At 63.5% G+C, this 19,480-nt stretch carries 22 protein-coding genes and 1 pseudogene; 16 read left to right on the top strand and 7 right to left on the bottom strand.

Translation table 11 applies throughout. The features are described from left to right. The 3 genes from ACE10X_RS02975 to ACE10X_RS02965 form a co-directional block, all read right to left on the bottom strand. Window positions 1-387, bottom strand: a complete 387-nt coding sequence (locus tag ACE10X_RS02975; protein WP_225161526.1) for a hypothetical protein — start codon at window positions 385-387, stop codon at window positions 1-3. Window positions 388-526: 139 nt separating this feature from the next. Next, window positions 527-1,183, bottom strand: coding sequence for a response regulator transcription factor (locus ACE10X_RS02970; protein ID WP_018269507.1), 657 nt, complete (start codon window positions 1,181-1,183; stop codon window positions 527-529). A gap of 49 nt (window positions 1,184-1,232) precedes the next feature. Beyond that, window positions 1,233-2,303, bottom strand: coding sequence for a sensor histidine kinase (locus ACE10X_RS02965; RefSeq protein ID WP_038385603.1), 1,071 nt, complete (start codon window positions 2,301-2,303; stop codon window positions 1,233-1,235). A gap of 248 nt (window positions 2,304-2,551) precedes the next feature. On the opposite strand from ACE10X_RS02965, the gene ACE10X_RS02960 reads away from it, so the two are divergent. From ACE10X_RS02960 to ACE10X_RS02940, 5 genes are all read left to right on the top strand, one after another. Next, the gene (locus ACE10X_RS02960) at window positions 2,552-2,866 is read left to right on the top strand and encodes a hypothetical protein (RefSeq protein WP_244435840.1); all 315 of its coding nucleotides are present in this window, start codon (window positions 2,552-2,554) and stop codon (window positions 2,864-2,866) included. Window positions 2,867-3,088: 222 nt separating this feature from the next. Next, entirely contained in the window at window positions 3,089-3,541 is a 453-nt protein-coding gene (locus tag ACE10X_RS02955) for a MarR family winged helix-turn-helix transcriptional regulator (protein ID WP_038385605.1), read from the top strand. 41 nt (window positions 3,542-3,582) lie between these two features. Continuing rightward, the gene (locus ACE10X_RS02950) at window positions 3,583-4,173 is read left to right on the top strand and encodes an isochorismatase family protein (RefSeq protein ID WP_304557447.1); all 591 of its coding nucleotides are present in this window, start codon (window positions 3,583-3,585) and stop codon (window positions 4,171-4,173) included. Continuing rightward, window positions 4,160-4,489 (top strand): hypothetical protein, encoded by a 330-nt coding sequence (locus tag ACE10X_RS02945; protein ID WP_016848133.1) that lies wholly within the window; start codon window positions 4,160-4,162, stop codon window positions 4,487-4,489. Before ACE10X_RS02950 ends, ACE10X_RS02945 begins: the two co-directional genes overlap by 14 nt. After that, entirely contained in the window at window positions 4,486-5,748 is a 1,263-nt protein-coding gene (locus ACE10X_RS02940) for an MFS transporter (RefSeq protein ID WP_375764039.1), read from the top strand. Before ACE10X_RS02945 ends, ACE10X_RS02940 begins: the two co-directional genes overlap by 4 nt. Window positions 5,749-5,815: 67 nt before the next feature. On the opposite strand, the gene ACE10X_RS02935 is transcribed toward ACE10X_RS02940, so the two are convergent. After that, window positions 5,816-5,992: an MJ0042-type zinc finger domain-containing protein gene (locus ACE10X_RS02935; RefSeq protein WP_311986722.1), complete on the bottom strand. Its 177-nt coding sequence runs from the start codon at window positions 5,990-5,992 to the stop codon at window positions 5,816-5,818. A gap of 391 nt (window positions 5,993-6,383) precedes the next feature. Here ACE10X_RS02935 and ACE10X_RS02930 point away from each other — a divergent pair, with 391 nt between their 5' ends. The 6 genes from ACE10X_RS02930 to ACE10X_RS02905 all read left to right on the top strand — a co-directional run bounded on the left by ACE10X_RS02930 (window position 6,384) and on the right by ACE10X_RS02905 (window position 13,929). Continuing rightward, on the top strand, window positions 6,384-7,091 hold the full coding sequence (locus tag ACE10X_RS02930) for a TetR/AcrR family transcriptional regulator (protein ID WP_375764564.1): 708 nt from the start codon (window positions 6,384-6,386) through the stop codon (window positions 7,089-7,091). A gap of 19 nt (window positions 7,092-7,110) precedes the next feature. Next, window positions 7,111-8,082, top strand: coding sequence for an ABC transporter permease (locus tag ACE10X_RS02925; RefSeq protein WP_018269503.1), 972 nt, complete (start codon window positions 7,111-7,113; stop codon window positions 8,080-8,082). A gap of 42 nt (window positions 8,083-8,124) precedes the next feature. Beyond that, window positions 8,125-9,141: a sugar ABC transporter substrate-binding protein gene (locus tag ACE10X_RS02920; RefSeq protein ID WP_028340412.1), complete on the top strand. Its 1,017-nt coding sequence runs from the start codon at window positions 8,125-8,127 to the stop codon at window positions 9,139-9,141. Between the two features lie 77 nt (window positions 9,142-9,218). Further along, window positions 9,219-11,342: an SMP-30/gluconolactonase/LRE family protein gene (locus tag ACE10X_RS02915; protein WP_038385609.1), complete on the top strand. Its 2,124-nt coding sequence runs from the start codon at window positions 9,219-9,221 to the stop codon at window positions 11,340-11,342. After that, window positions 11,339-12,436 carry a hypothetical protein gene (locus ACE10X_RS02910; RefSeq protein WP_304557446.1) on the top strand — a complete coding sequence of 366 codons (1,098 nt, stop codon included), beginning with the start codon at window positions 11,339-11,341 and terminating at the stop codon, window positions 12,434-12,436. Before ACE10X_RS02915 ends, ACE10X_RS02910 begins: the two co-directional genes overlap by 4 nt. Beyond that, window positions 12,433-13,929: a sugar ABC transporter ATP-binding protein gene (locus ACE10X_RS02905; RefSeq protein ID WP_038385611.1), complete on the top strand. Its 1,497-nt coding sequence runs from the start codon at window positions 12,433-12,435 to the stop codon at window positions 13,927-13,929. Before ACE10X_RS02910 ends, ACE10X_RS02905 begins: the two co-directional genes overlap by 4 nt. Window positions 13,930-14,040: 111 nt before the next feature. Here ACE10X_RS02905 and ACE10X_RS02900 read toward each other — a convergent pair whose 3' ends face one another. Genes ACE10X_RS02900 through ACE10X_RS02890 form a run of 3 tightly spaced genes read right to left on the bottom strand, consistent with a single transcriptional unit; the run spans window position 14,041 to window position 15,546 of the window. Further along, on the bottom strand, window positions 14,041-14,412 hold the full coding sequence (locus ACE10X_RS02900; RefSeq protein ID WP_038385612.1) for a hypothetical protein: 372 nt from the start codon (window positions 14,410-14,412) through the stop codon (window positions 14,041-14,043). Window positions 14,413-14,462: 50 nt separating this feature from the next. Further along, the gene (locus ACE10X_RS02895; protein WP_244435841.1) at window positions 14,463-14,750 is read right to left on the bottom strand and encodes a DUF5658 family protein; all 288 of its coding nucleotides are present in this window, start codon (window positions 14,748-14,750) and stop codon (window positions 14,463-14,465) included. Continuing rightward, window positions 14,737-15,546, bottom strand: a complete 810-nt coding sequence (locus ACE10X_RS02890) for a sterol desaturase family protein (protein ID WP_375764038.1) — start codon at window positions 15,544-15,546, stop codon at window positions 14,737-14,739. The genes ACE10X_RS02895 and ACE10X_RS02890 overlap by 14 nt, the downstream gene beginning before the upstream one ends. Window positions 15,547-15,850: 304 nt before the next feature. Between ACE10X_RS02890 and ACE10X_RS02885 the strand changes: the two genes are divergently transcribed. The 5 genes and pseudogenes from ACE10X_RS02885 (at window position 15,851) to tnpB (ending at window position 19,402) form a co-directional block, all read left to right on the top strand. Beyond that, window positions 15,851-17,632 (top strand): adenylate/guanylate cyclase domain-containing protein, encoded by a 1,782-nt coding sequence (locus tag ACE10X_RS02885; protein WP_051003056.1) that lies wholly within the window; start codon window positions 15,851-15,853, stop codon window positions 17,630-17,632. 137 nt (window positions 17,633-17,769) lie between these two features. Next, window positions 17,770-18,531 carry an Arm DNA-binding domain-containing protein gene (locus ACE10X_RS02880; protein WP_375764037.1) on the top strand — a complete coding sequence of 254 codons (762 nt, stop codon included), beginning with the start codon at window positions 17,770-17,772 and terminating at the stop codon, window positions 18,529-18,531. A 59-nt stretch (window positions 18,532-18,590) separates the two neighbouring features. After that, window positions 18,591-18,794 (top strand): annotated as a pseudogene (locus ACE10X_RS02875) (hypothetical protein); the annotation flags it as partial. A 93-nt stretch (window positions 18,795-18,887) separates the two neighbouring features. Next, entirely contained in the window at window positions 18,888-19,055 is a 168-nt protein-coding gene (locus tag ACE10X_RS02870; RefSeq protein ID WP_244436053.1) for a hypothetical protein, read from the top strand. Further along, window positions 19,052-19,402 carry an IS66 family insertion sequence element accessory protein TnpB gene (gene tnpB, locus ACE10X_RS02865; protein WP_026191835.1) on the top strand — a complete coding sequence of 117 codons (351 nt, stop codon included), beginning with the start codon at window positions 19,052-19,054 and terminating at the stop codon, window positions 19,400-19,402. Before ACE10X_RS02870 ends, tnpB begins: the two co-directional genes overlap by 4 nt. Window positions 19,403-19,480: the final 78 nt, after the last annotated feature.

The following is a 19,480-nucleotide window of genomic DNA, read 5'->3' as shown; positions in this document are numbered from 1 at the left end:
CTATTTGCCCGTGCGGCCGGATCCCAATCCGCTGATGACCGAGCCGAGCTGGGTGATCGCCGCGCCGACATCCTTCAGCGAGTCGAGCCGCTTCTGCTCGGTATCACGCTCGAGGTCGGAGAGCCGCGCAGAAAGCGCGGTGAGCTCGTTGGTGAAGTCCGCCTGCATCTGCTTGAGCGATGCCTGCATCTCCTCGCGCAGGCCCGAGAGGTTGGTCTCGAGCGAACGTTGCGCGCCGCCGAACAGCAGGTCGCGAACCTGATCGATCGCCGCCATGCCATGCGCCGCGGCGTCCGCGCCGTTGCCGGCCGCCGGAGCGTCCGCCGGTCCGTCCGTACCTTTGGTCTGGCGCTCGATACCCTTCATGGTCATTTCCCGCTTACTCATAGCTGCGCAATCCGGACCTGCGGTGTCAAAAAGCAAATCCGAAACAACCCTATAGCCAATTTTGCGGGCGCGGCCCAGAGAAAGGCGAGCAATCTCAGCCGGATCAACCGCGTGGTTGTGTGATCGCGGCCAATTGTTTCTAGTAAGTTATTGCCTTTATTGCGAGTTCTGTACGGTTCTTGACCTGGCATTTCTCCAGAATCGTGCTGACGTAGTTCTTCACGGTTCCTTCCGCCAAATGCAGCTGCTCGCCGATCTCGGTGTTGCTCTTGCCCTCGACGATCAGCGTAAGAATTTCATTCTCCCGCGCCGTCAGCCCGTCACGAACCGGCAGCTTCGCCGAGACGCGCGGGCCGCGCAGCCGCTTGAACTCGTCGAGGATGCGCGCGGCGACGCTGGGCGAAAGCCCGGACTGGCCGTTGATCACCGCGCGGATCGTCGAGGCGATCTCCTCCATCCTGGCGTCCTTCAGGAGATACGCCTTGGCGCCTGCGCTCACCGCCTCGAAGATCAGATCGTTGGTCTCGAACGTCGTCAGCACCACGATATGGGTCTGCGGCAATTCGCGGAGAATCCGCTGGGTCGCGGCGATGCCGTCGACCCGCGGCATCTGCAAATCCATCAGGATGACATCCGGCCGATAGCGCCGCGCGAATTCGATGGCCTGCTCGCCATCGGCTGCGCCGGGAAGGATCTCGAAATCGTCGTTCTGCTGGGCAAGCAGCGTGGCGATACCTTCCCTGATCAGGGTCTGATCCTCGGCGATCAGCACCCGTATCTTCTCAATTCTGCTCACGGGCTTTCCGTCTTCCTCTCGAACACGCGTTGAATGCGCGGCAACGAATTCAATCGGCCAGCACGCCGGCAGATGCTGCCGGCGGCACCGCCACGGGGAGCGAGATCCGGACCAGCGTTCCCTGCCCGGGCGCGCTCTCCACCGCGCAGCTGCCGCCGACAAGTTCAGCAAATTCGGCCATTCCAATCAATCCGAAATGTCCTGGCGTCGGGACCGCGAGATCGAAGCCGCGGCCGTCATCGCGGATCTCGACAATCAGCTTGCGGCCGACCGCGGCCGGTTCGTCGAAGGCGTGAAAGGAGACGCGGCGCGCCTGCGCATGCGTCTGAACATTGCGCAGTGCCTCGCTGAGAATGCGCTGAACCGTCAAGCCGCAATCGCGCAAGCCGGGGCGCGCCGCTTCGTCGATATGGATCGACACCCTGACGCCGCTGCGTGCGGCGAAGTCGCTGAGCAGCCCCTCGACGTCGGGATCAAGCTTCAGATCGTCGGGCGTGCGCAGGCGATCGATGGCTTCGCGAGCGCGCGAAAGGCCGCTCGCGGCCGCATCTTCAGCGGTCGCAAGGCTGTCCGCCACACGGGCGGGATCGGCCGACAGATAATGCCGGATCAGCCGGATCTGGGTCAGCAGCGCCACGATCGAGTGCACCAGCGTATCGTGCAGATCGCGCGCCAGCCGCAGCCGCGTTCGCGCCAGCGAGGCAAAGCGCACCTCCGCGCTCGCCGCCTCGAGCTGCTGCTCCATCAGGCGCCGGGCCCGGCGCTCGCTGCCGAGCAGCGTTTCGACCTGACGGCCGGCAAAATCCGGCATGGCGATGACGAAGTAATGCGACTGCGCGCCATTCCACAGCACGACCGCCGTCATCGGCTGCGTGATGTCAGGCGACGCGCCACGCACACCGGCCAGTGCGATCATGTCCCGCTGGCCTTGGGCGAGCGCCGCCAACTCGGCTTCCATGCCGACCAGCAACACACACTCGCAGCAATCGACGCCGGTTGCGGGAAGCCACTCGACCAGCCGGCCGATCTTCCGCTGCATGCTTCGATCGGCGCCGATGACGGCGAGACCGATGACGTCGGCTTCTGCGGCCGCAAGCAAATCCGCGCTCAGATCGATCATGCGTTGCCCATCAGCTCAGCGAGCAGCCCACTCTGGCGTAAGCCGGCAGCGGTCGCAAACGAATATGACTTTCGTCACAACCGGTCCTGACCTTCGTCAGATGCCGCCGCTGCTCGAAATGCGGTTCTGTCTCACGAATGAGCAACAGCGCAAGCCATGATGTGCCACATGCCGGCGTCCATGGCGATGCCGGCCGGGCGCCAGGCCTCGCGGAAGGTCGCGCCAGTCGGCCGGAATGTGAGCTGACAATGAAGGGCGCACCACGGAAACCGTCGGGCATCGAGCTGCGCATGCTGGCGGAAGCAAGCAAACCCGCGCGGCGCCGGCGCCTGAGCGCAACCCAGAAGGTGGCATTGCAGGAAGCGCTCGCCGGCCGCCTGCAGCTCTATCCGCGCGGATATGCCGCGAGCAAGACCGGACCGTTCCACTCCCGACGCGCCATTCTCGGACTGGTGCGCGCCGGCCTGATGAGCCTCAGCGCCACGGCGCGCTATGCGGCCGTGACCAGGCGCGCGCGCGAGATGTACGAGGCCGCGGCAAGCAGCGACGCTGCGCCCGAGTAAGCGCGCGCGATCGCGCTGAGGCACTCGAAGCCCTCACCATCCATTTCATTTCTCCGCTGAGGCCTGGCCGGCGTCACACGCGCGCGCACGCTCTCGCATGCCGCGCCGATTCCGGCCGCGAGTAGCGTCAGGCCAGCCGGCTGGCTGCAGCAGGACACGTATGCAGATAAACTGCGAAGATAATCTTTACAGTTTACCTTCATATATGCTATCCGATACGGCATGAGCAATGCACCGGCCCGTCCCGGCTCGGCGCGCACATCCGCGCTGGCCGAAGATCTTCGCCTGTTGATTGGAACGCTGAAGCGGCGGCTTCGCGAGCAGGGGCAGCGCGAGGACCTCCCGCCTTCCCAGGTCGCGGTGCTGCTTCGCCTCGAAAAGGACGGCCCTGCGACCGTGTCCAGCCTGGCGCGATCGGAGGGCATGCGTCCGCAGTCGATGAGCTCGGCGATATCGGCGCTCGAGGCTGCTGGCCTGGTCCGCGGCGCGCCGGATCCGGACGACGGCCGGCAAACCATCATGTCGCTCACCGATAGCTGCCGCGAGCGGCTGCGCACCGGCCGCGCCGCGCGGCAGGACTGGCTGTCGCGCACCATTGCCGCGCGGCTGTCGGCGCGGGAGCAGGACGAACTCGCCGCCGCCGTCGGCTTGCTGAAACGGCTGGTCGAGGATTGAGGCTGGCCGCGCCGCGACCGCTTGCGAGAAAGGTAACGACCATGGCCTTGACCACGCTCGATCCCATCACCGCATTGATCGTCATCGATCTACAAAGCGGCCTCATGGGCTGGCCCTTCGCCCATCCGATCGGCGACATCGTGGCTCGTGCCGCCGCGCTTGGCGCTGCGTTCCGGCGGCGCGGTCTGCCGGTCGCGCTGGTCAATGTCGACGGCAGCTCGCCGGGACGAACCGAGCAGCCGCCGCGCCATGGAAATCCAATCGGCGGCGCGCTTCCCGACGGATGGACCGATCTCATTCCGGAGCTCGACCGACAGCCCAGCGACATCGTGGTGACCAAGCGAACGCGAGGCGCATTTGCCAGCACCGACCTCGAAAGCCTGCTGAGAGCCCGCGGCGTCACGCAAGTCGTGATCGCCGGCGTCGCCACCGCCGGCGGCGTCGAATCGACGGCAAGACAGGCCTATGAAGCGTGTTTCAACGTCACGCTCGCGATCGACGCCATGACCGATGCGCGGCCGCACGCACATGCCTACAGCGTCGAGCACGTGTTCCCGCGGCTCGGTGAAACCGGCTCGACGCAGGCGATCATCAATCTCGTTAAAAGGACCAACGCGCATGAACTGGCTTGATCTCGTCGCCTATTTCTTCGGCGGCGCCTTTCTCACCAATGCGATCCCCCACGTCGTCGCCGGCATGATGGGCGAAGCGTTCCAGAGCCCGTTCGCCAAGCCGCCCGGCGAAGGCCTGTCCTCATCGACCGTCAACATCGTGTGGGGCTTCTTCAACCTCGCGGTCGGATATCTCCTGGTCTGCCGCGTCGGCGACTTCGGCTTGCGAACCACCAGCGACGTCGCCGCGCTCGGTCTCGGCGGTCTGCTGATCGGCCTGTTCCTGGCGCGGCGGTTCGGGCGGTTTCACGGCGGGAATGAACCTCAGAGAACATGAGACGCGTATTTCGATCGCTCGCGAGCTTCAACTACCGGGTCTGGGCGGCCGGCGCGCTGGTATCCAACATCGGCACCTGGATGCAGCGCGCGGCGCAGGACTGGCTCGTTCTCACCCAGCTGACAAATCACAGCGCGTCCGCCGTCGGCATCGTGATGGCGCTGCAATTCGGGCCACAACTATTATTGATGCCGTGGACCGGCTTTGCCGCCGATCACCTCAACCAGCGCAAGCTATTGATGGCGACCCAGGCGACGATGGGCGCGCTCGCACTCATCCTCGGCATTCTCACCGTCACCGGGCTGGTGCAGCTCTGGCATGTCTATACCTTCGCGTTCCTGTTCGGCTGCGCGGCAGCGCTCGATGCTCCGGTGCGGCAGACCTTCGTCGCCGAGCTGGTCAGCGATACCAATTTGTCGAATGCGATCGCGCTGAATTCGACCTCGTTCAACGCCGCGCGCATGATCGGCCCGGCCGTTGCCGGCCTCATCATCGCCTCCGTCGGCACCGGCTGGGCATTCCTGTTCAACGGCGCATCGTTCCTGGCGGTGCTGACGTCGCTGACCCTCCTGCGCACCTCCGAGCTGCGCCCGAACGCGCGCGCCCTTCGCACCAAGGGCAGCGTGATGCAGGGCTTCCATTATGTCTGGTCCCGGCCCGATCTCAGGGCGACGCTGATCATGCTGTTCCTGATCGGGACCTTCGGACTGAACTTTCCGATCTTCATCTCCACCATGGCGGTTGGCGTGTTCCACACCGATGCGCGCGGCTTCGGCCTGCTGTCGTCGATGATGGCGCTCGGAACGATGTCGGGCGCGCTGCTTGCCGCGAGCCGCGAGGAGCCGCGCTTCGGCTCGTTGATGCTGGGCGCCGCGATCTTCGGGCTGGGCTGCACGCTCGCCGCATTGGCGCCGAGCTACTGGCTGTTCGCCGCGGCGCTGGTCGTGATCGGCGTCGCCGCGCTGACCGTCACCAACACCTCGAACGCGCTGATGCAGCTCTCGACCGAGCCCGCGATGCGCGGACGGGTGATGGCGCTGCGGCTCGGCGTTGCGCTCGGCGGCACGCCGATCGGCGCACCGATCGTCGGCTGGGTCGCCGATCACCTCGGCCCGCGCTGGGCACTCGGCGTCGGGGCCGCCGCCGGCTTTGCCGCCGCGATCGTGGCGATCGGCATGCTGTCCAGATCGGGCGGCGAAGCCGAGCGCCGCAGCCAGGAGGCGCGAAGGAGCGAGGTCAACCTGCCGCAGCAGCGTTGAGCTGGCGCCGCCGGCCGGCGCCCCTACCCTGTGTTTGGACGTGTGTCCGTCACGCGAACCGAAAACGCTAATAGGCGTAGGACGGCTTGCCCGGCTGCACGGTCAGCCGAAAGGCGACATCAGTCGAACCATCCATCAGCTCGATGATGTGGTCGCACACCAGGCAACGAAACTCACCGGCGACGCCGCCCTTCGACGTCAATTCGATCCGGCGATAGCCGGCCTGGCAATGGGGGCACGTCACGTCAGATTTTCGCATCGAATCAGCAAGCCGTTGCGCTCTTGAGCTTCCCACACGCCCATCATCGGAATGTGACGGCCGTCTAACCGGCATCCTGGTCGACCAGACTATCTGGAATTTGTGCAGTGCTTTCAGCGCGAAAAGTTCCCGACGATGGCCGGAACGACGCCGAGCCCAAGCCGGGCAACCAGGTTGCGGACCAAAAAACGAGCGAGCGCTCTCTCAGAAAATTTCGTCATCCCCCTTTTCCGAGCGCCGTTTCGTGGGCTAGGAATTACGCAAGGGCGTAAAGCCCAGCCCGGACCAGCAACAAAATGAAATGGTCCGGGAGCATAGCCAGGGAGGCAACGTGGGTCTCGCGCGTCAGCGACCGGGGACGGCGAATGCGTTCGCGATGGACGTGCTTTGCGCGCGCATCCTCGAACGTCATCGGAATTCCATCCGGGTCCAGAAAACCCATCTCGCCGTTCCGAATCTCACGCGCATCATCGGCGCCACGCTCACGCTTTCCAACAAGCACGGTTTCCACGCCACCACGCTGCGCCAGCTCGCGGAGGCCTCTGGCCTCAGCATGGGCGGCCTTTATACGTACTTCGACAGCAAGCCGACGCTGCTGTCGATGATCCTCGGCGAGGTCGCCGAGACGGTGGCGGAGGTTCTCAACTCGCCGCCCGCCGACGTGAAGCAGGATGCGCGCAAGCATCTGCACTGGATCATCGCGACCCATGTCCGCATGAGCGAGGCGATGCAGCCCTGGTTCGTGTTCTGCTTCATGGAAGCGAAGTCGTTTCCACCCGCGGAGCGCCAACGCGCCATCGAGATGGAGGTGATGACCGAGAAGATCATCGCCGGCGTCCTCAAGCAGGGTGTCGCCAGCGGCGTCTTCGCGATCGACCAGGTCACGCTGACGGCATCGCTGATCAAGCCGCTGCTGCAGGACTGGTACGTCAAACGCCCGAAGTACCGCAGGCGGGGCACCTCGATCGAAACCTACATCAACGTCGTCGGCACGTTCGTCGATGCCGCGGTCGCAGCCAGGACGCGGCCCGGCCGCATCGCGACCGGCTCCCGCACAAGATCCAGGCAGACGGCGCACCCATAGCCGCAGGAAGGACGAGGCAATGAAGCGATTGCGGTTCAATCAACAGGAGATCGTCTTCGCCGTCTTTGCCGTGCTGTTCCTGGCGTTCTCGATTTTCCTGCGCGGCTTCCTGACGCCGGAGAACATGCTGACGCTGCTGCAGAACGTTGCGGTGCTCGGCATCCTCGGGCTTGCGATGGCGATCGTCGTGATCGGGCGCGGCATCGACATCTCGCTGATCGCAGCCCTCGCGGTGCCGCCGGGGCTCGTGCTGCAGATGGTGCAGAACGGCCACTCGCTGCCGACCGCGCTGGTGACGGCCGTACTGCTCACGATCGCCTTCGGCCTCGTCAATGGCTGGCTGATCGCCTACGCCGAGGTCCCTTCGCTGTTTGCGACGCTGGCGACCGGCCTGCTGCTCGCCGGCCTCGGGCAGGCCGCGCTGTTTCAGCTCGACGTCGTGCAGTGGAGCGACGGCATGAAGGGCTTCGAGCGGCTCGGACAGGGCACCATATCAGGCATTCCGACCTCGATCGTGATGTTCGCGATCGCCTGCGTCGTGGTCGCGTTCCTGCTGCGCCAGACGCGCTGGGGCGCCTATATCTACGCGATCGGCGATAATCCCTACGCCGCCCGCGTCACCGGCATCCCCTCTCGCCCGATCATCGTGCTGCAATATGTCGTCGCGGCGCTGATCGGCTGCTTCGCGGGCCTGGTGATGGCGGCATCGGTCAACTCGATGCCGACCCGCATCTTCAATTCGACCCTGATCTACGACGTCATCCTCGTCGTCGTGCTCGGCGGCATCGGCCTGTCGGGCGGCCGCGGCGGCGTCCTCAACGTCATCATCGGCACGCTGCTGATCGGCACCATGCTGAACGGCATGACCATCATGGACATTTCCTACGCCGGACAAAATCTCGTCAAGGGTGTCGTCCTGCTGCTCGCCGTCATCACGGATTCGTTCCTGAATCCGCGCAACGAAGAAACGGCACAGCAGGGCGACATCTGAACCAAGCCACAAGAACATTCAATCACGACCAAGGAGGAAGCAATGAAATACGCTGTCAGGACTGCAAAGGTGATCGCCGCAGCGCTCGGGCTCGCAGCCATCGCCGCTCCGGCTCTGGCCCAGCAGGGCCTGGACGAGCCGTTCCAGAAGCCGTTCAGGGAAGCCCTCGCCGGCAAGACGGTGGCCTACGTCCCGGTCGCCATGAACTTCGACCTCACCGAAGGCTGGTACGCCGGCATGAAGAAGGAGCTCGAGCCCTTCGGCGTGAAGTTCGAGATCCGCGATCCCAACTGGAACACCAATGCCGGCGCGCAGGCGGTAACCTCGCTGATCTCGGAGAAGCCGGCGGTGATGGTGATCCACAATCCGGACGTGCAGACCTACGCCAAGTTGCTGCAGCGCGCCGAGAACGAAGGCATCTACGTCATTCAGATCAACATGGGGTCGGCCTATCGCTCTTCGGCCTTCGTCGGCGCCAACTGGATCGAGATCGGCGAGCGGGACACCGAAGCCGTGGTGAAGGCCTGCCAGGGCAAGTCGAACAAGATCGCCATCGTGCAGGGCGCGCTCTCGGCGGCCGCCAGCGCCTACACGCTCAAGGGCGTCGAGAACGTGCTCGCCAAGCATCCGGAGATCAAGGTGGTCTCGAGCCAGGCTGCCGACTGGGATGCAGCGAAGGCCAAGGCGATCACCCAGACCGTGCTGAAGCAGAATCCCGATCTTTGCGGCATCGTCGGGTTCTGGGACGGCATGGACATCGGCACCGCCGCCGCGGTGAAGGAAGCCGGCCTGACCGGCAAGGTGTTCGTCGCGACCTCCGGCGGCGGCGAGCGCAAGGGCGCCTGCGAGCTCGTGAAGTCGGGCGCGTTCGATCTCAACATGAGCTACGACGTGCCGACCCAGGCCGCGCAGATGGCCGGCACGATCAAATGGCTGCTGTCGTCGGGCGCCAAGGCCGGCTCGATCAAGGGTTCGGAATACACGACGCTGATTCCGATCACCAAGGAGAACGCGGACAGCCAGACCGCGTGCTGGAATCTCAGTGACCTGAAGAAATAGTCCGGCCATTCCCGCTCGACGTCCCGGGCGATTTCACCTCGGGACGTCGATCTTCCCAAATCGAACGCCTTGCTGGAATGCCGATGCGCGACACCCTGACGAGCCTGCGTTACCGCTACTGGCCGGATCATCTCCTCGGCGAGATCCTGTCCAAGCGTTGGACCGAGACCGCAATACCGGTGATCCTGCTTTTGATCGTCGGCTTCGCGCTCAGCCGTTCCATCGATCACTTCCTGTCGCCGTCGAGCCTCGCCGACACCGCGCGGCAGGCCGGCGAGATCGGCTTCATCGGCCTCGGCATGGCGCTGGTCGTCATCGTCGGCGGCATCGATCTGTCGGTCGGCTCGATCTTCGCGCTGACGGATTTCTGCGCGCTTTATCTGCTCGACGTGCTGAACTGGCCGGTGCCCGCGGTGGTGGTCGCCACCCTCATCTGCGGCGCATTGCTCGGCGCCGTCAACGGCGTCCTGATCGGCTATTTACGGCTACGCGCCTTCATCACCACGCTGATCACCCTGATCATCTACCGCTCGGCGTTCGATCTGTTGATCCAGCGCTACTCCAATTCGATCGCCGCGGCCTTCCCCGACATCCCGTCCTGGAATTTCATCGGCGGCGGCGACGTGTTCGGCATTCCGAGCGTCGCCCTGGTCTATATCGCGATCGCGATCTTCGGTCATATCTTCATGACGCGGCTGCGCCCGGGCTGGCACATCACCGCGATCGGCGGCTCGCGCCGTTCCGCCTACAATTCCGGCATTCCGGTCCGCCGCACCATCGCGCTCTGCTATGTCGCAAGCGGCGTGCTGACCAGCATCGCCGCGCTGTTCTTCGCGGCCCGGCTCGGCACCGTCGGCGGCGACATCGGCGTCGGCCTCGAGGTGATCGTGCTGACCGCGACCGTGCTCGGCGGCATCACGCTCGGCGGCGGCAAGGGCTCGGTCGCCAAATCGCTGGTCGGCGTGCTGATCGTGCTCCTGATCACCAACGGCCTGACCACGCTCAACGCACGGGGCGGCATCAACCGCATGGCGCTGGCGGGCATCCTGCTGGTCGCCGCGATGGTCGACATCCGCTGGCAGAAGAACCGCACCCGCATCATCAGCAAGGTCTATGTCGCGCCGACCTATCACGCCTTGCCGCCGCCACCGGCCACCGAGATCGGCCAGGGCGGCCCGTTCGAGCAGAACGACAAGCTGCGTGACGTCGAACTGATCGGCCTCGGCCGCATCGAGGCGCCGGAGGACGTGATCCTCGATCGCAACAACAATCTCTACGCCGGCTCGCGCCATGGCGACATCATCCGCTTCCATGCGCCCGATTATCAGCGCATGGAGGTGTTCGCCCATATCGGCGGTCAGCCGCTCGGCATGGCGTTCGACCGGCAGGACAATCTCTATGTCTGCATCGGCGGCATGGGCCTTTACCGCATCACGCCTGACGGCACCGTGGAGAAGGCGACCGACGAGACCAACCGCAGCATGCATTCGGTGAACGACGACAGCCGGCTGCGGCTGGCCGACGACCTCGACATCACCGACGATGGCCTGATCTTCTTCTCGGAAGCCACCGTGCGCTACGAGATGGACGAATGGCCGATCGACGGCCTCGAGGCGCGCGGCAACGGCCGCATCATCTGCTACGACACCAAGACCGGCGCGACGCATACGGCGCTGCGCGGCCTCAAATTCCCCAACGGCATCTGCGTCGCCAGCGACGGCCAGTCGATCCTGTTCGCCGAGACCTTCGGCTGCTCGATCAAGCGGCTGTGGTTCGCGGGACCGAAGAAGGGCCAGGTCGAGGTCGTGATGGACAATCTGCCGGGCTACCCCGACAACATCAATCTTGCCTCCGACGGCAATTACTGGCTGGCGCTGGTCGGCATGCGCAGCCCCTCGCTCGACCTCGCCTGGAAGATGCCGGGCTTCCGCCGCCGCATGGCCAAGCGCGTCCCGGTCGACGAATGGCTGTTCCCGAACATCAACACCGGCTGCGTGGTCAAGTTCAACGAACAGGGCAAGATCCTCGAATCGTTCTGGGACCTGCGCGGAGAGAACCATCCGATGATCACCTCGATGCGCGAGCATCGCGGCTATCTCTATCTCGGCGGCATCATGAACAACCGGATCGGCCGCTACAAGCTGGAGAACGCGGACCCGAACTTCGTGCAGTATGACAAGCGCTGGGGGAAGCTGTCGTGATCGCGGCCGTCAGGGAATTCGCCAACCGCTTTCTCGGCCGTGGCGAGGCCACCATCACCGTGCCGTCGTTCGACGGCGCGCTCAAGCCGAACCAGAAACTGGAATCTGCGACCACCTTGCTGGAATGCGAGGCGCTAGAGGATCTCGCAACCGACGGCCGCAACCTCTATGTCGCCGACGGCCGGCGTCTGCTGCGCCTCGACGGCGGCGGAGCGGCCGAGCTGCGCAGCTTCGAGCAGCCGATTTCGGCGCTCTGCGCGCTCACCGGCGGCGGCATCGCGGTCGCGCTCGGCGGCCGCGAGGTGCGGCTCTATGCCGATCCCTCGTCGCGCGAGCCGAGCGCGACGTTCAACGACGCCGCCTTCAACGCGATCAACGCGCTGACGCAGGCCGGCGACGGGACCCTGATCGCAACCGACGGTTCGGCGACCTGCGGCATCGATGATTGGGCGCGCGACCTGATGGAGCTCAACCGGAGCGGCCGCGTGTTCCGGCTCGATCCCAGGACCAAATCGGCGCAGCCGCTGGCGTCGAAGCTCGGCTACGCCTTCGGCGCCTGCGCGCGCGGCGACGGCGTGCTGGTCAGCGAGAGCTGGCGGCATCGTCTCGTCCTCGTCTCCAATGGAAGGCCGCCGCAGGTCGTGCTCGGCCACCTGCCGGTGTATCCGTCGCGGCTGTCGAAGGCCGCGGGCGGCGGCTATTGGCTCACCGCGTTCACCGCACGCACCCAGCTGATCGAGTTCGTGCTGCGCGAGCCGGCCTATCGGCGTCGCATGATGGCCGAGATCGACCCGGCCTATTGGGTCGCGCCGCGGCTGCGCTCGGGGTTCTCGTTCAAGGAGCCGATGCAGGGCGCCCACATCAAGACGATGGGCGTGATCAAGCCGTGGGCGCCGCCGCGCTCCTATGGCCTCGTCATCCGGCTGAGCGAGGACGGCAAGCCGCTATATTCGCTGCACAGCCGGGTCGACGGCGTCAATCACGGCATCGTCGCGGCGCTCGAGCTGGGCGGCGACCTTGTGCTGATCGCCAAGGGACCGGGTCGCGTGCTGAAACTGCCCCTCGCCGGGCTCGCCGAGGAGGTCGGCTCATGAGCGACACCGTGCTTTCCCTGCGCAAGGCCACCAAGCTTTACGCCGGCGTGCCCGCCATCGAGGGCGTCGACTTCGATCTGCGCCGCGGCGAGATCCACGCGCTGGTTGGCGAGAACGGCGCCGGCAAGTCGACGCTGACCAAGGTGATGGCCGGCGTCGTGACCTTGACCTCCGGCGGCATGAGTGTCGACGGCGCGGAGGTCGCGCCCCGCACGCCGCTCGAGGCCCGCAATCTCGGCATCGCCATGGTGTTCCAGGAGAACAGCCTGGTGCCGACCATGACGGTCGCGCAAAATCTGTTTCTCGGGCAGGAGAAATTCTACAACCGGCTGCGCGGCATCTACATCGCCGCCCAGCAATTCCTGCAATCGCTGAATTTCGACGTGACGCCGACCGCGACCGTGAGCGGGCTCGGCGCCGCCAAGAAGCAGATGGTGGAGATCGCGCGCGCGGTTCTGCACAAGGCAAAGGTCATCATCTTCGACGAGCCGACCGCGTCGCTGACGCCGGAAGAGAAGAAGTATTTCTTCGACCTGGTCCGCGACCTCAAGAAGCGCGGCGTCTCGATCATCTTCATCTCGCACGCGCTGGAAGAGGCTCTGCTGCTCGCCGATCGCATCACCGTGCTGCGCGACGGCAAGCACGTCATCACCGACGACGCCGCGAAATTCGATCGCGCTGCGATCGTGCAGGCGATGGTCGGGCGCGACCTCTCCAACACGCTGTACGGCGCGCGGAAGAGCAGCGTCCGGCCGGCCGGGGCGCGCGTGCTCACGGTGCAAAACCTCAAGATGGCGCCGATGGTGAAGAACAATTCGCTATCGGTGTTCGCCGGGCAGATCACCGGCGTGTTCGGCCTGGTCGGCGCGGGCCGCACCGAGACCTTCAAGATCGTCTCCGGCGTGTTGAAACGCGACTTCTTCCACGGCGGCGAGATCCTGCTGCACGACAAGCCGGTGCGCTACCGGGTTCCGGCGCCGGCGGTCAAGGCCGGCATCGCCTATGTGACCGAGGATCGCAAGGTCGAGGGCTTCTTCGAGACCGCCTCGATCGCCCGCAACATCTATCTCGGTCTGCTTTCCAAGTTTCCCGGGGGCCGCATGATGTTGTCGCGGCGCGAGACCAATTCGGTCGGCAAGACCTGGACCCAGCGCCTCAAGGTGCGCGCCATCGGCGACGAGGCCAAGGTGGTCGAGCTGTCGGGCGGCAACCAGCAGAAGGTGGTGATCGCCAAATCGCTGGTGCAGGAGCCCGAGCTGATCATCTTCGATGAGCCGACCCGCGGCGTCGACGTCGGCGCCATTGTCGAGATCCACGAGCTGATCAACCAGCTCGCCGACGAGGGCAAGGCGGTGGTGGTGATCTCGTCTTATCTGCCGGAGATCATGGCACTGTCCGACCGCATCCTGGTCTCGCGCCAGGGCAAGGTGGTCGAGGAATTCTCCGCGCTCGAAGCGACCGAGGAGAAGATCATGTACGCGGCGATTCATTGATCGCCGCAGCGGACATGCGTCACGGCCGGCTCGCCGCGCGCAGTGCATTCGTGCAGGCATCGCTCAAGCAGGTGTGTGCGGGAAGCCGCCTGCTGCAATCCCGGTCGCGCGCTACTTTGGCCCGACCGTTCCAGTCACCTTCAGTCTCGCCGACCTCACCCAACCCGAGACGTCGTTGCCCGTCCCCGGATTGAGGTACATCACCGACGACCAGCCGTCACTGGTTTGCGCATACGCGATCAGCGCGTCGTTTGGAATGACGAACACCCCGCGGATCGGACAGTGCAGGTTCGGCGCCGAGTAGAATTGCAGCCGTCCCGTGCCCGTCACCACATTGGCCAGCGGCGGCGACAGCATCGGGACGCGGCTGGTGCCGGTCTGCGGCTCCTTGCAGCTCGACGGCGTCTGCGCGTGCACGGCCCCCGGAGCCCCCAGGACCAGGACACACCAGACCATGCAGGCGACGACATACCTGTCCGACATCGCTGATCCTCCTGATTTCGCCAGTTGCGGCAACCGGCGAAGGGATTGATTCAGTTCGTGCCCGCGATGATGACGAGATTGTTCAGGACAGGCGTGGAGCAGAAGGCGACGACGAGAGCGATGTTGTAAACGTTGTTGCTCCGCCAAAGCAGCCACGTGACCACGAACGTCAGGCCAAGCTTGGGCACCAGCCACCATACGCCGAACCATGTCTGCGCCAGATGCATGAATGGGTTCAACTCACCCAGTCCGAGACTCAGGATCACATTCGTCGACACGAGGTCGGCGTAACCCAGCAGCAGGGCGAGGAGCACCAAGAGACCCTTAACCCAATTCATTCCGAGACTCCCGATGCCAGTAATGCCGAAGATGCCGGATTGGCCAGATCACGCTATTGATGATGTCCACGCGCTCGGCAGGCACGAGGCCCGTTGCAGGATATTCGTCCGGCGTCGGTACCCAGGCCGTGCCGAACAGAATGTCGAGGAGCGGAAAGCAGGCAGCGAAGTTTTTGTCCCTGTGCTCGGGAAGGACCGAGTGATGGATCCGGTGCCATTGCGGATTGTTGATCCATGTCACGTACCGACCGAGCGGAATGCGGACATTGAGATGGGCACACGCATCGGGCATGAAGAAGATAAATCCCACCGCTATCACCATGTCCGGCGGGATGCGGAACAGGATCGCCATGATCGGAAGGAAGGCGTCGGACAACACCCGCTCCAGCCAGAAATGCCGGCCGCCGGTAATGAACGTCACGCCGTTCGCGCTGTGATGGAAGGAATGCATCGCCCATAGAAAGGGGATCGCATGTTGCAGGCGATGGTATGCGTACTTGTAGAGATCGAATGCGACCACGATGATTGCGAGGGAGACGTACCACCAGTAACCGTCGGTCGGCAGCTTGATCCAGCCGAGACCGGTATAGCTGGCAATTTTCCCCGCGCTGATCGCCGCGATCGGAGCGAGCATGGACGACAGCCCGAGGCTCACGATCACCGCGAGCCAGTCATCGCGAAACTCGCCGTAGGGAACGTCCGCGATCGGCCATCTTTTTTCCAGGATGCGACTGGTGTAGACGATGCCCAGGAATACGGCCGCATAAAATACGGCGTTCGCGATGTCACTCTGCATGAGGGATGACTCGCCGGTTCAAAGGGACAGACAATAAGAATAAAAACATTTGTGTGCCTATAAGCTAAAAAAGCTTATTTTTTCTCAACGTTCCGGCGGGGGCAAGCAGGGTTTTTACGGGGGGCGGGTCCGAGTGGGGGCCCCGGGACAGGTTGCATCCAGACGCGCTGGGGCCCTATTTCTGGTCTGAAGAAGCCGACCGGCGTCGCCTTTCGAACCCATTTCGGAAGTTTTCGCTGGCTCAGGCGCAGCCCGCCGTGCTTTGATCGCTGGCATTATTTTGAGAATATTTTGAGGGCATGCCTTGGCCTCCGATCGCATCGAGCGGCGATTGGCTGCAGTGCTCGCGGCTGACGTCGCTGGGTACAGCCGGCTGATGGGACGGGACGAGGAAGGCACGCTGACTTGCCTGAAGACCCTTGTAGAGACCATCGTTGATCCGACGATAGCCGCCCATCGGGGCCGCATCGTCAAGACGACGGGAGATGGCTTGCTCGTCGAGTTTGCAAGCGTCGTCGACGCGACACGCAGCGCCGTTGAAATTCAAAACAAGTTGGCGGCACAGACGATCGCCGTGCCCCTGGATCAAAAGATAGAATTTCGCATCGGCATTCATGCCGGCGATATCATCATCGATCGAGGCGATATTTTCGGGGATGCCGTCAACATCGCCGCTCGACTCGAAAGCATCGCCGAACCGGGCGGGATCTGCGTATCCGACGACGCTTACAGACAGATCAAAAGCAAGGTCGACATTGTATTTGAGGATATCGGCCTGCAGTCTCTGAAGAATATCGCAGAACCAATTCAGGCTTGGCGATCCCGGTTGAGCACTCAAACGTCATCCGGCGAAAGGTCAGCTTCGGCCCATCCGCAGCCGCTCACTCTTCCTGACAAACCTTCGATCGCGGTCTTGCCGTTTCAGAACATGAGCGGCGATCCCGAGCAGGAGTATTTTGCCGACGGGATGGTTGAGGAGATCACGACGGCACTATCGCGCAGTCGCGCCCTTTTTGTCGTCGCACGCAACTCCGCCTTTACATACAAGGGAAGGGCGATCGACATAAGCCGTGTCGGACGGGAGCTCGGAGTCCGCTATGTCCTCGAGGGCAGCGTGCGAAGGTCGGCCGACCGAATAAGAATAACGGGACAATTGATCGAGGTGACAAACCAGGCCCATATCTGGGCGGATCGCTTCGACGGATATCTAAACGACATGTTCGAGCTGCAGGACACGGTTGCGTCAAGCGTAATCGGAGCGATCCTTCCCAGCATCGAAAAGGCGGAGATTGCGCTTGCAGCTCGCAAGCCGCCTGCGAGCCTCACCGCCTATGACCACTACCTTCGCGGCCTCTCGTCCTTTTATCTGTTTACAAGAGAGGCGCATCGCAGGGCCTTGCCTCTTTTTGTGCGCGCCACCGAACTCGATCCGGGCTTTGCACTTGCGCACGCAGTTCATGCTGGATGGTACATCACGGCCAAGGCCTTCGACTGGGTTAGCATCGGACGCGTCGAGATAGAGCATGCCGAGCGAATCGCGCGCGAAGCATTGCGGCTGGGCGATGACGATCCGCGAGTGCTCGCTTTCGCGGGTCAAGTCTTGAACTATGTCGTGAAGAAGGTTGCGGAAGGCGAGGCACTCCTCTCGCGCGCAGTCAATCTGGACCCTAATCTTGCGACGGCGCGATTATGGCTCGGCGGAGCCAAGAATTTCCTCGGCGAGTATGATGAGGCGATCGAGCAGTTGCACCTTGCATTGCGATTGAGCCCGCTCGATCCACGAACTTTCCTCGCCTATCAAGGATTGGCGAGTGCACACTTCCAGGCAGGACGGTACGACGAGGCTTTGGTATGGGCATCCGACGGCGTCCGGCGATGGCCTGACTTTGTTCAACTCCATCGTCAGATGATGGCGGCTCTCGCGATGCTGGGCCGGATAGACGAAGCTACCAAATGCAGCGATCAGGTCCGTCGATTGAGCCCGGGCTTGACGATCGCGGAATACAAGAGAACGACGCCCTTTGTGCGCAGCGAGGATGTCGAGAAGGTCGCGGCGGCCTGGCGACTGTCCGGCATGCCCGAATAGATCCTCTGAAGCGCCCGACACCGACAGCCGATTCCCGGCCCGATCTCACCCCGCATCCTGACCATCTTTTAACGTCGGCTTGCGACCCGGCGCCTCGGTCCGCGCCACCATCGCAGGCAACCGGGTCGAGAACGGCAATGTTCGTGATTTTGAACGAAAATGGCGCGCCCGGAACGATTCGAACGTCCGACCCTCAGATTCGTAGTCTGTTTATGTTGATTTTCATGGATTTCAGTAGTGTACTGTGCACTACTGAAAATGCTTACAGATTGGCTTTTTTCTTTGCTACAACGTTCGAGCGCCTTCCATCGATTTCTATGTTTCCTGCTTGCACGGTGCTTGCACGGCTTGAACCATCTGGCACGCGAATATGTATAGGCGATGCGGCAGTGTGGCCTATGGCCGCGAAAGGCCGTCCGAGCCGTCCGGCGCCGCCCGATCTCAATGGCTGCAAGTACTTGCGGCGCAACGGTGTTGCCGCCCGTGGCCGTCCAGCTGCGTCCAAACGTTTGAGGAGAGCTATGCGCCAGGCCAATGACCGCGCTCTGACAAAACGGTACGTCGAAAGCCTCAAGCCCGGGGCACGGCCAGTGGTGGTTTTTGACGCCGGCCTGGCCGGGTTTGGTGTCAGGGTGATGCCGAGCGGCCATCGATCCTATTTCGTCCAGTATCGGAATAAGGAAGGGCGTTCCCGCTGGTACACGATCGGCGCTCACGGCAAAGTCACTGTCGATCAGGCGCGCACCATCGCCAAGCGCGTGCTCCATAGCGCGGCCGATGGCAAGGACCCTGCCGCCGAGCGTGAAACCTTCCGCACGGCGCCGACTGTAAGCGATCTATTGGACCGCTATCTCACGGAGCATGTCAAAAAAAGGAACGCCGCGACCACGCAAGCGTGAGCGTCATGCAGAGACCACGCACTGAGGGTTGATCTGGTCGGCTAGGAAGATCTCGCGGAATGGTTTGTCGCGAGGTCACAATGTCCAAGGATAGTCGTAAGGATAGCGATAAGGATAGGCATATACCTATCCTCGAACACGGCGCTGACACGCTGCAGCGTGTCGAGATCATCACCGGGACGGGCCGGCGTCGGCGCTGGTCGACCGATGCAAAGGCGACGATTGTCGCGGAGAGTTTTGCGCCGGGTGCAAGCGTGTCCGCGGTGGCTCGGCGACACGACATCAGTCCAAGCTTGTTGTTCCTGTGGCGTCGCCAGGCCACGCGGTCGCAGGTCGCGGAGCACGGGGACAGAGGCATGCCAGTTGGCTTTGTGCCGGTCGCGATCACCGGCCGTAGCGGCCCGAGTGAGGAGCAGGCGACGATCGAGATCGAGGTCGGCGCGGTTCGCATCCGTGTTAGGGGGACAGTCGACCGGCAGGCACTGTGCGAGGTGCTGGCGGCGGTCGGGACGGTTGGTCGATGATCGGGCTTCGAGCTGGGTTGTCGATCTGGATTGCGACGCAGCCGGTCGATTTCCGCCGCGGCATGGACTCGCTGGCGATGCTGGTGAGCGAGGCCTTTGGAGCCGATCCGTTCGACGGCGGACTTTATGTCTTCCGCTCCAAGCGCCGAGATCGCGTGAAGATCCTGACCTGGGATGGAAGCGGCCTTGTCCTTTACTACAAAAGAATCGAGGGGCAGTTCACCTGGCCGCCGATCAAGGAAGGCGTCATGTCGCTATCTCATGCTCAGCTCTCGGTGCTGCTCGATGGCTCGGACTGGAAGCGTGTGCCGATGCGACCTGTGGATCAGCCGGTACGAGCTGGTTGATCATTATCAAGAGGCGTTCGTCACTCATGCGGAGTTGTTGTAGAATTACTCTGCATGAGTGATTTGCCTTCCGATCCA

Origin of the sequence: Bradyrhizobium sp. Pha-3 (assembly GCF_042258325.1) — a bacterium.
Lineage (GTDB): Bacteria > Pseudomonadota > Alphaproteobacteria > Rhizobiales > Xanthobacteraceae > Bradyrhizobium > Bradyrhizobium elkanii.
The sequence above is the reverse complement of the archived record's forward strand: the minus strand, read 5'-3'. Positions and strand labels throughout refer to the sequence as shown.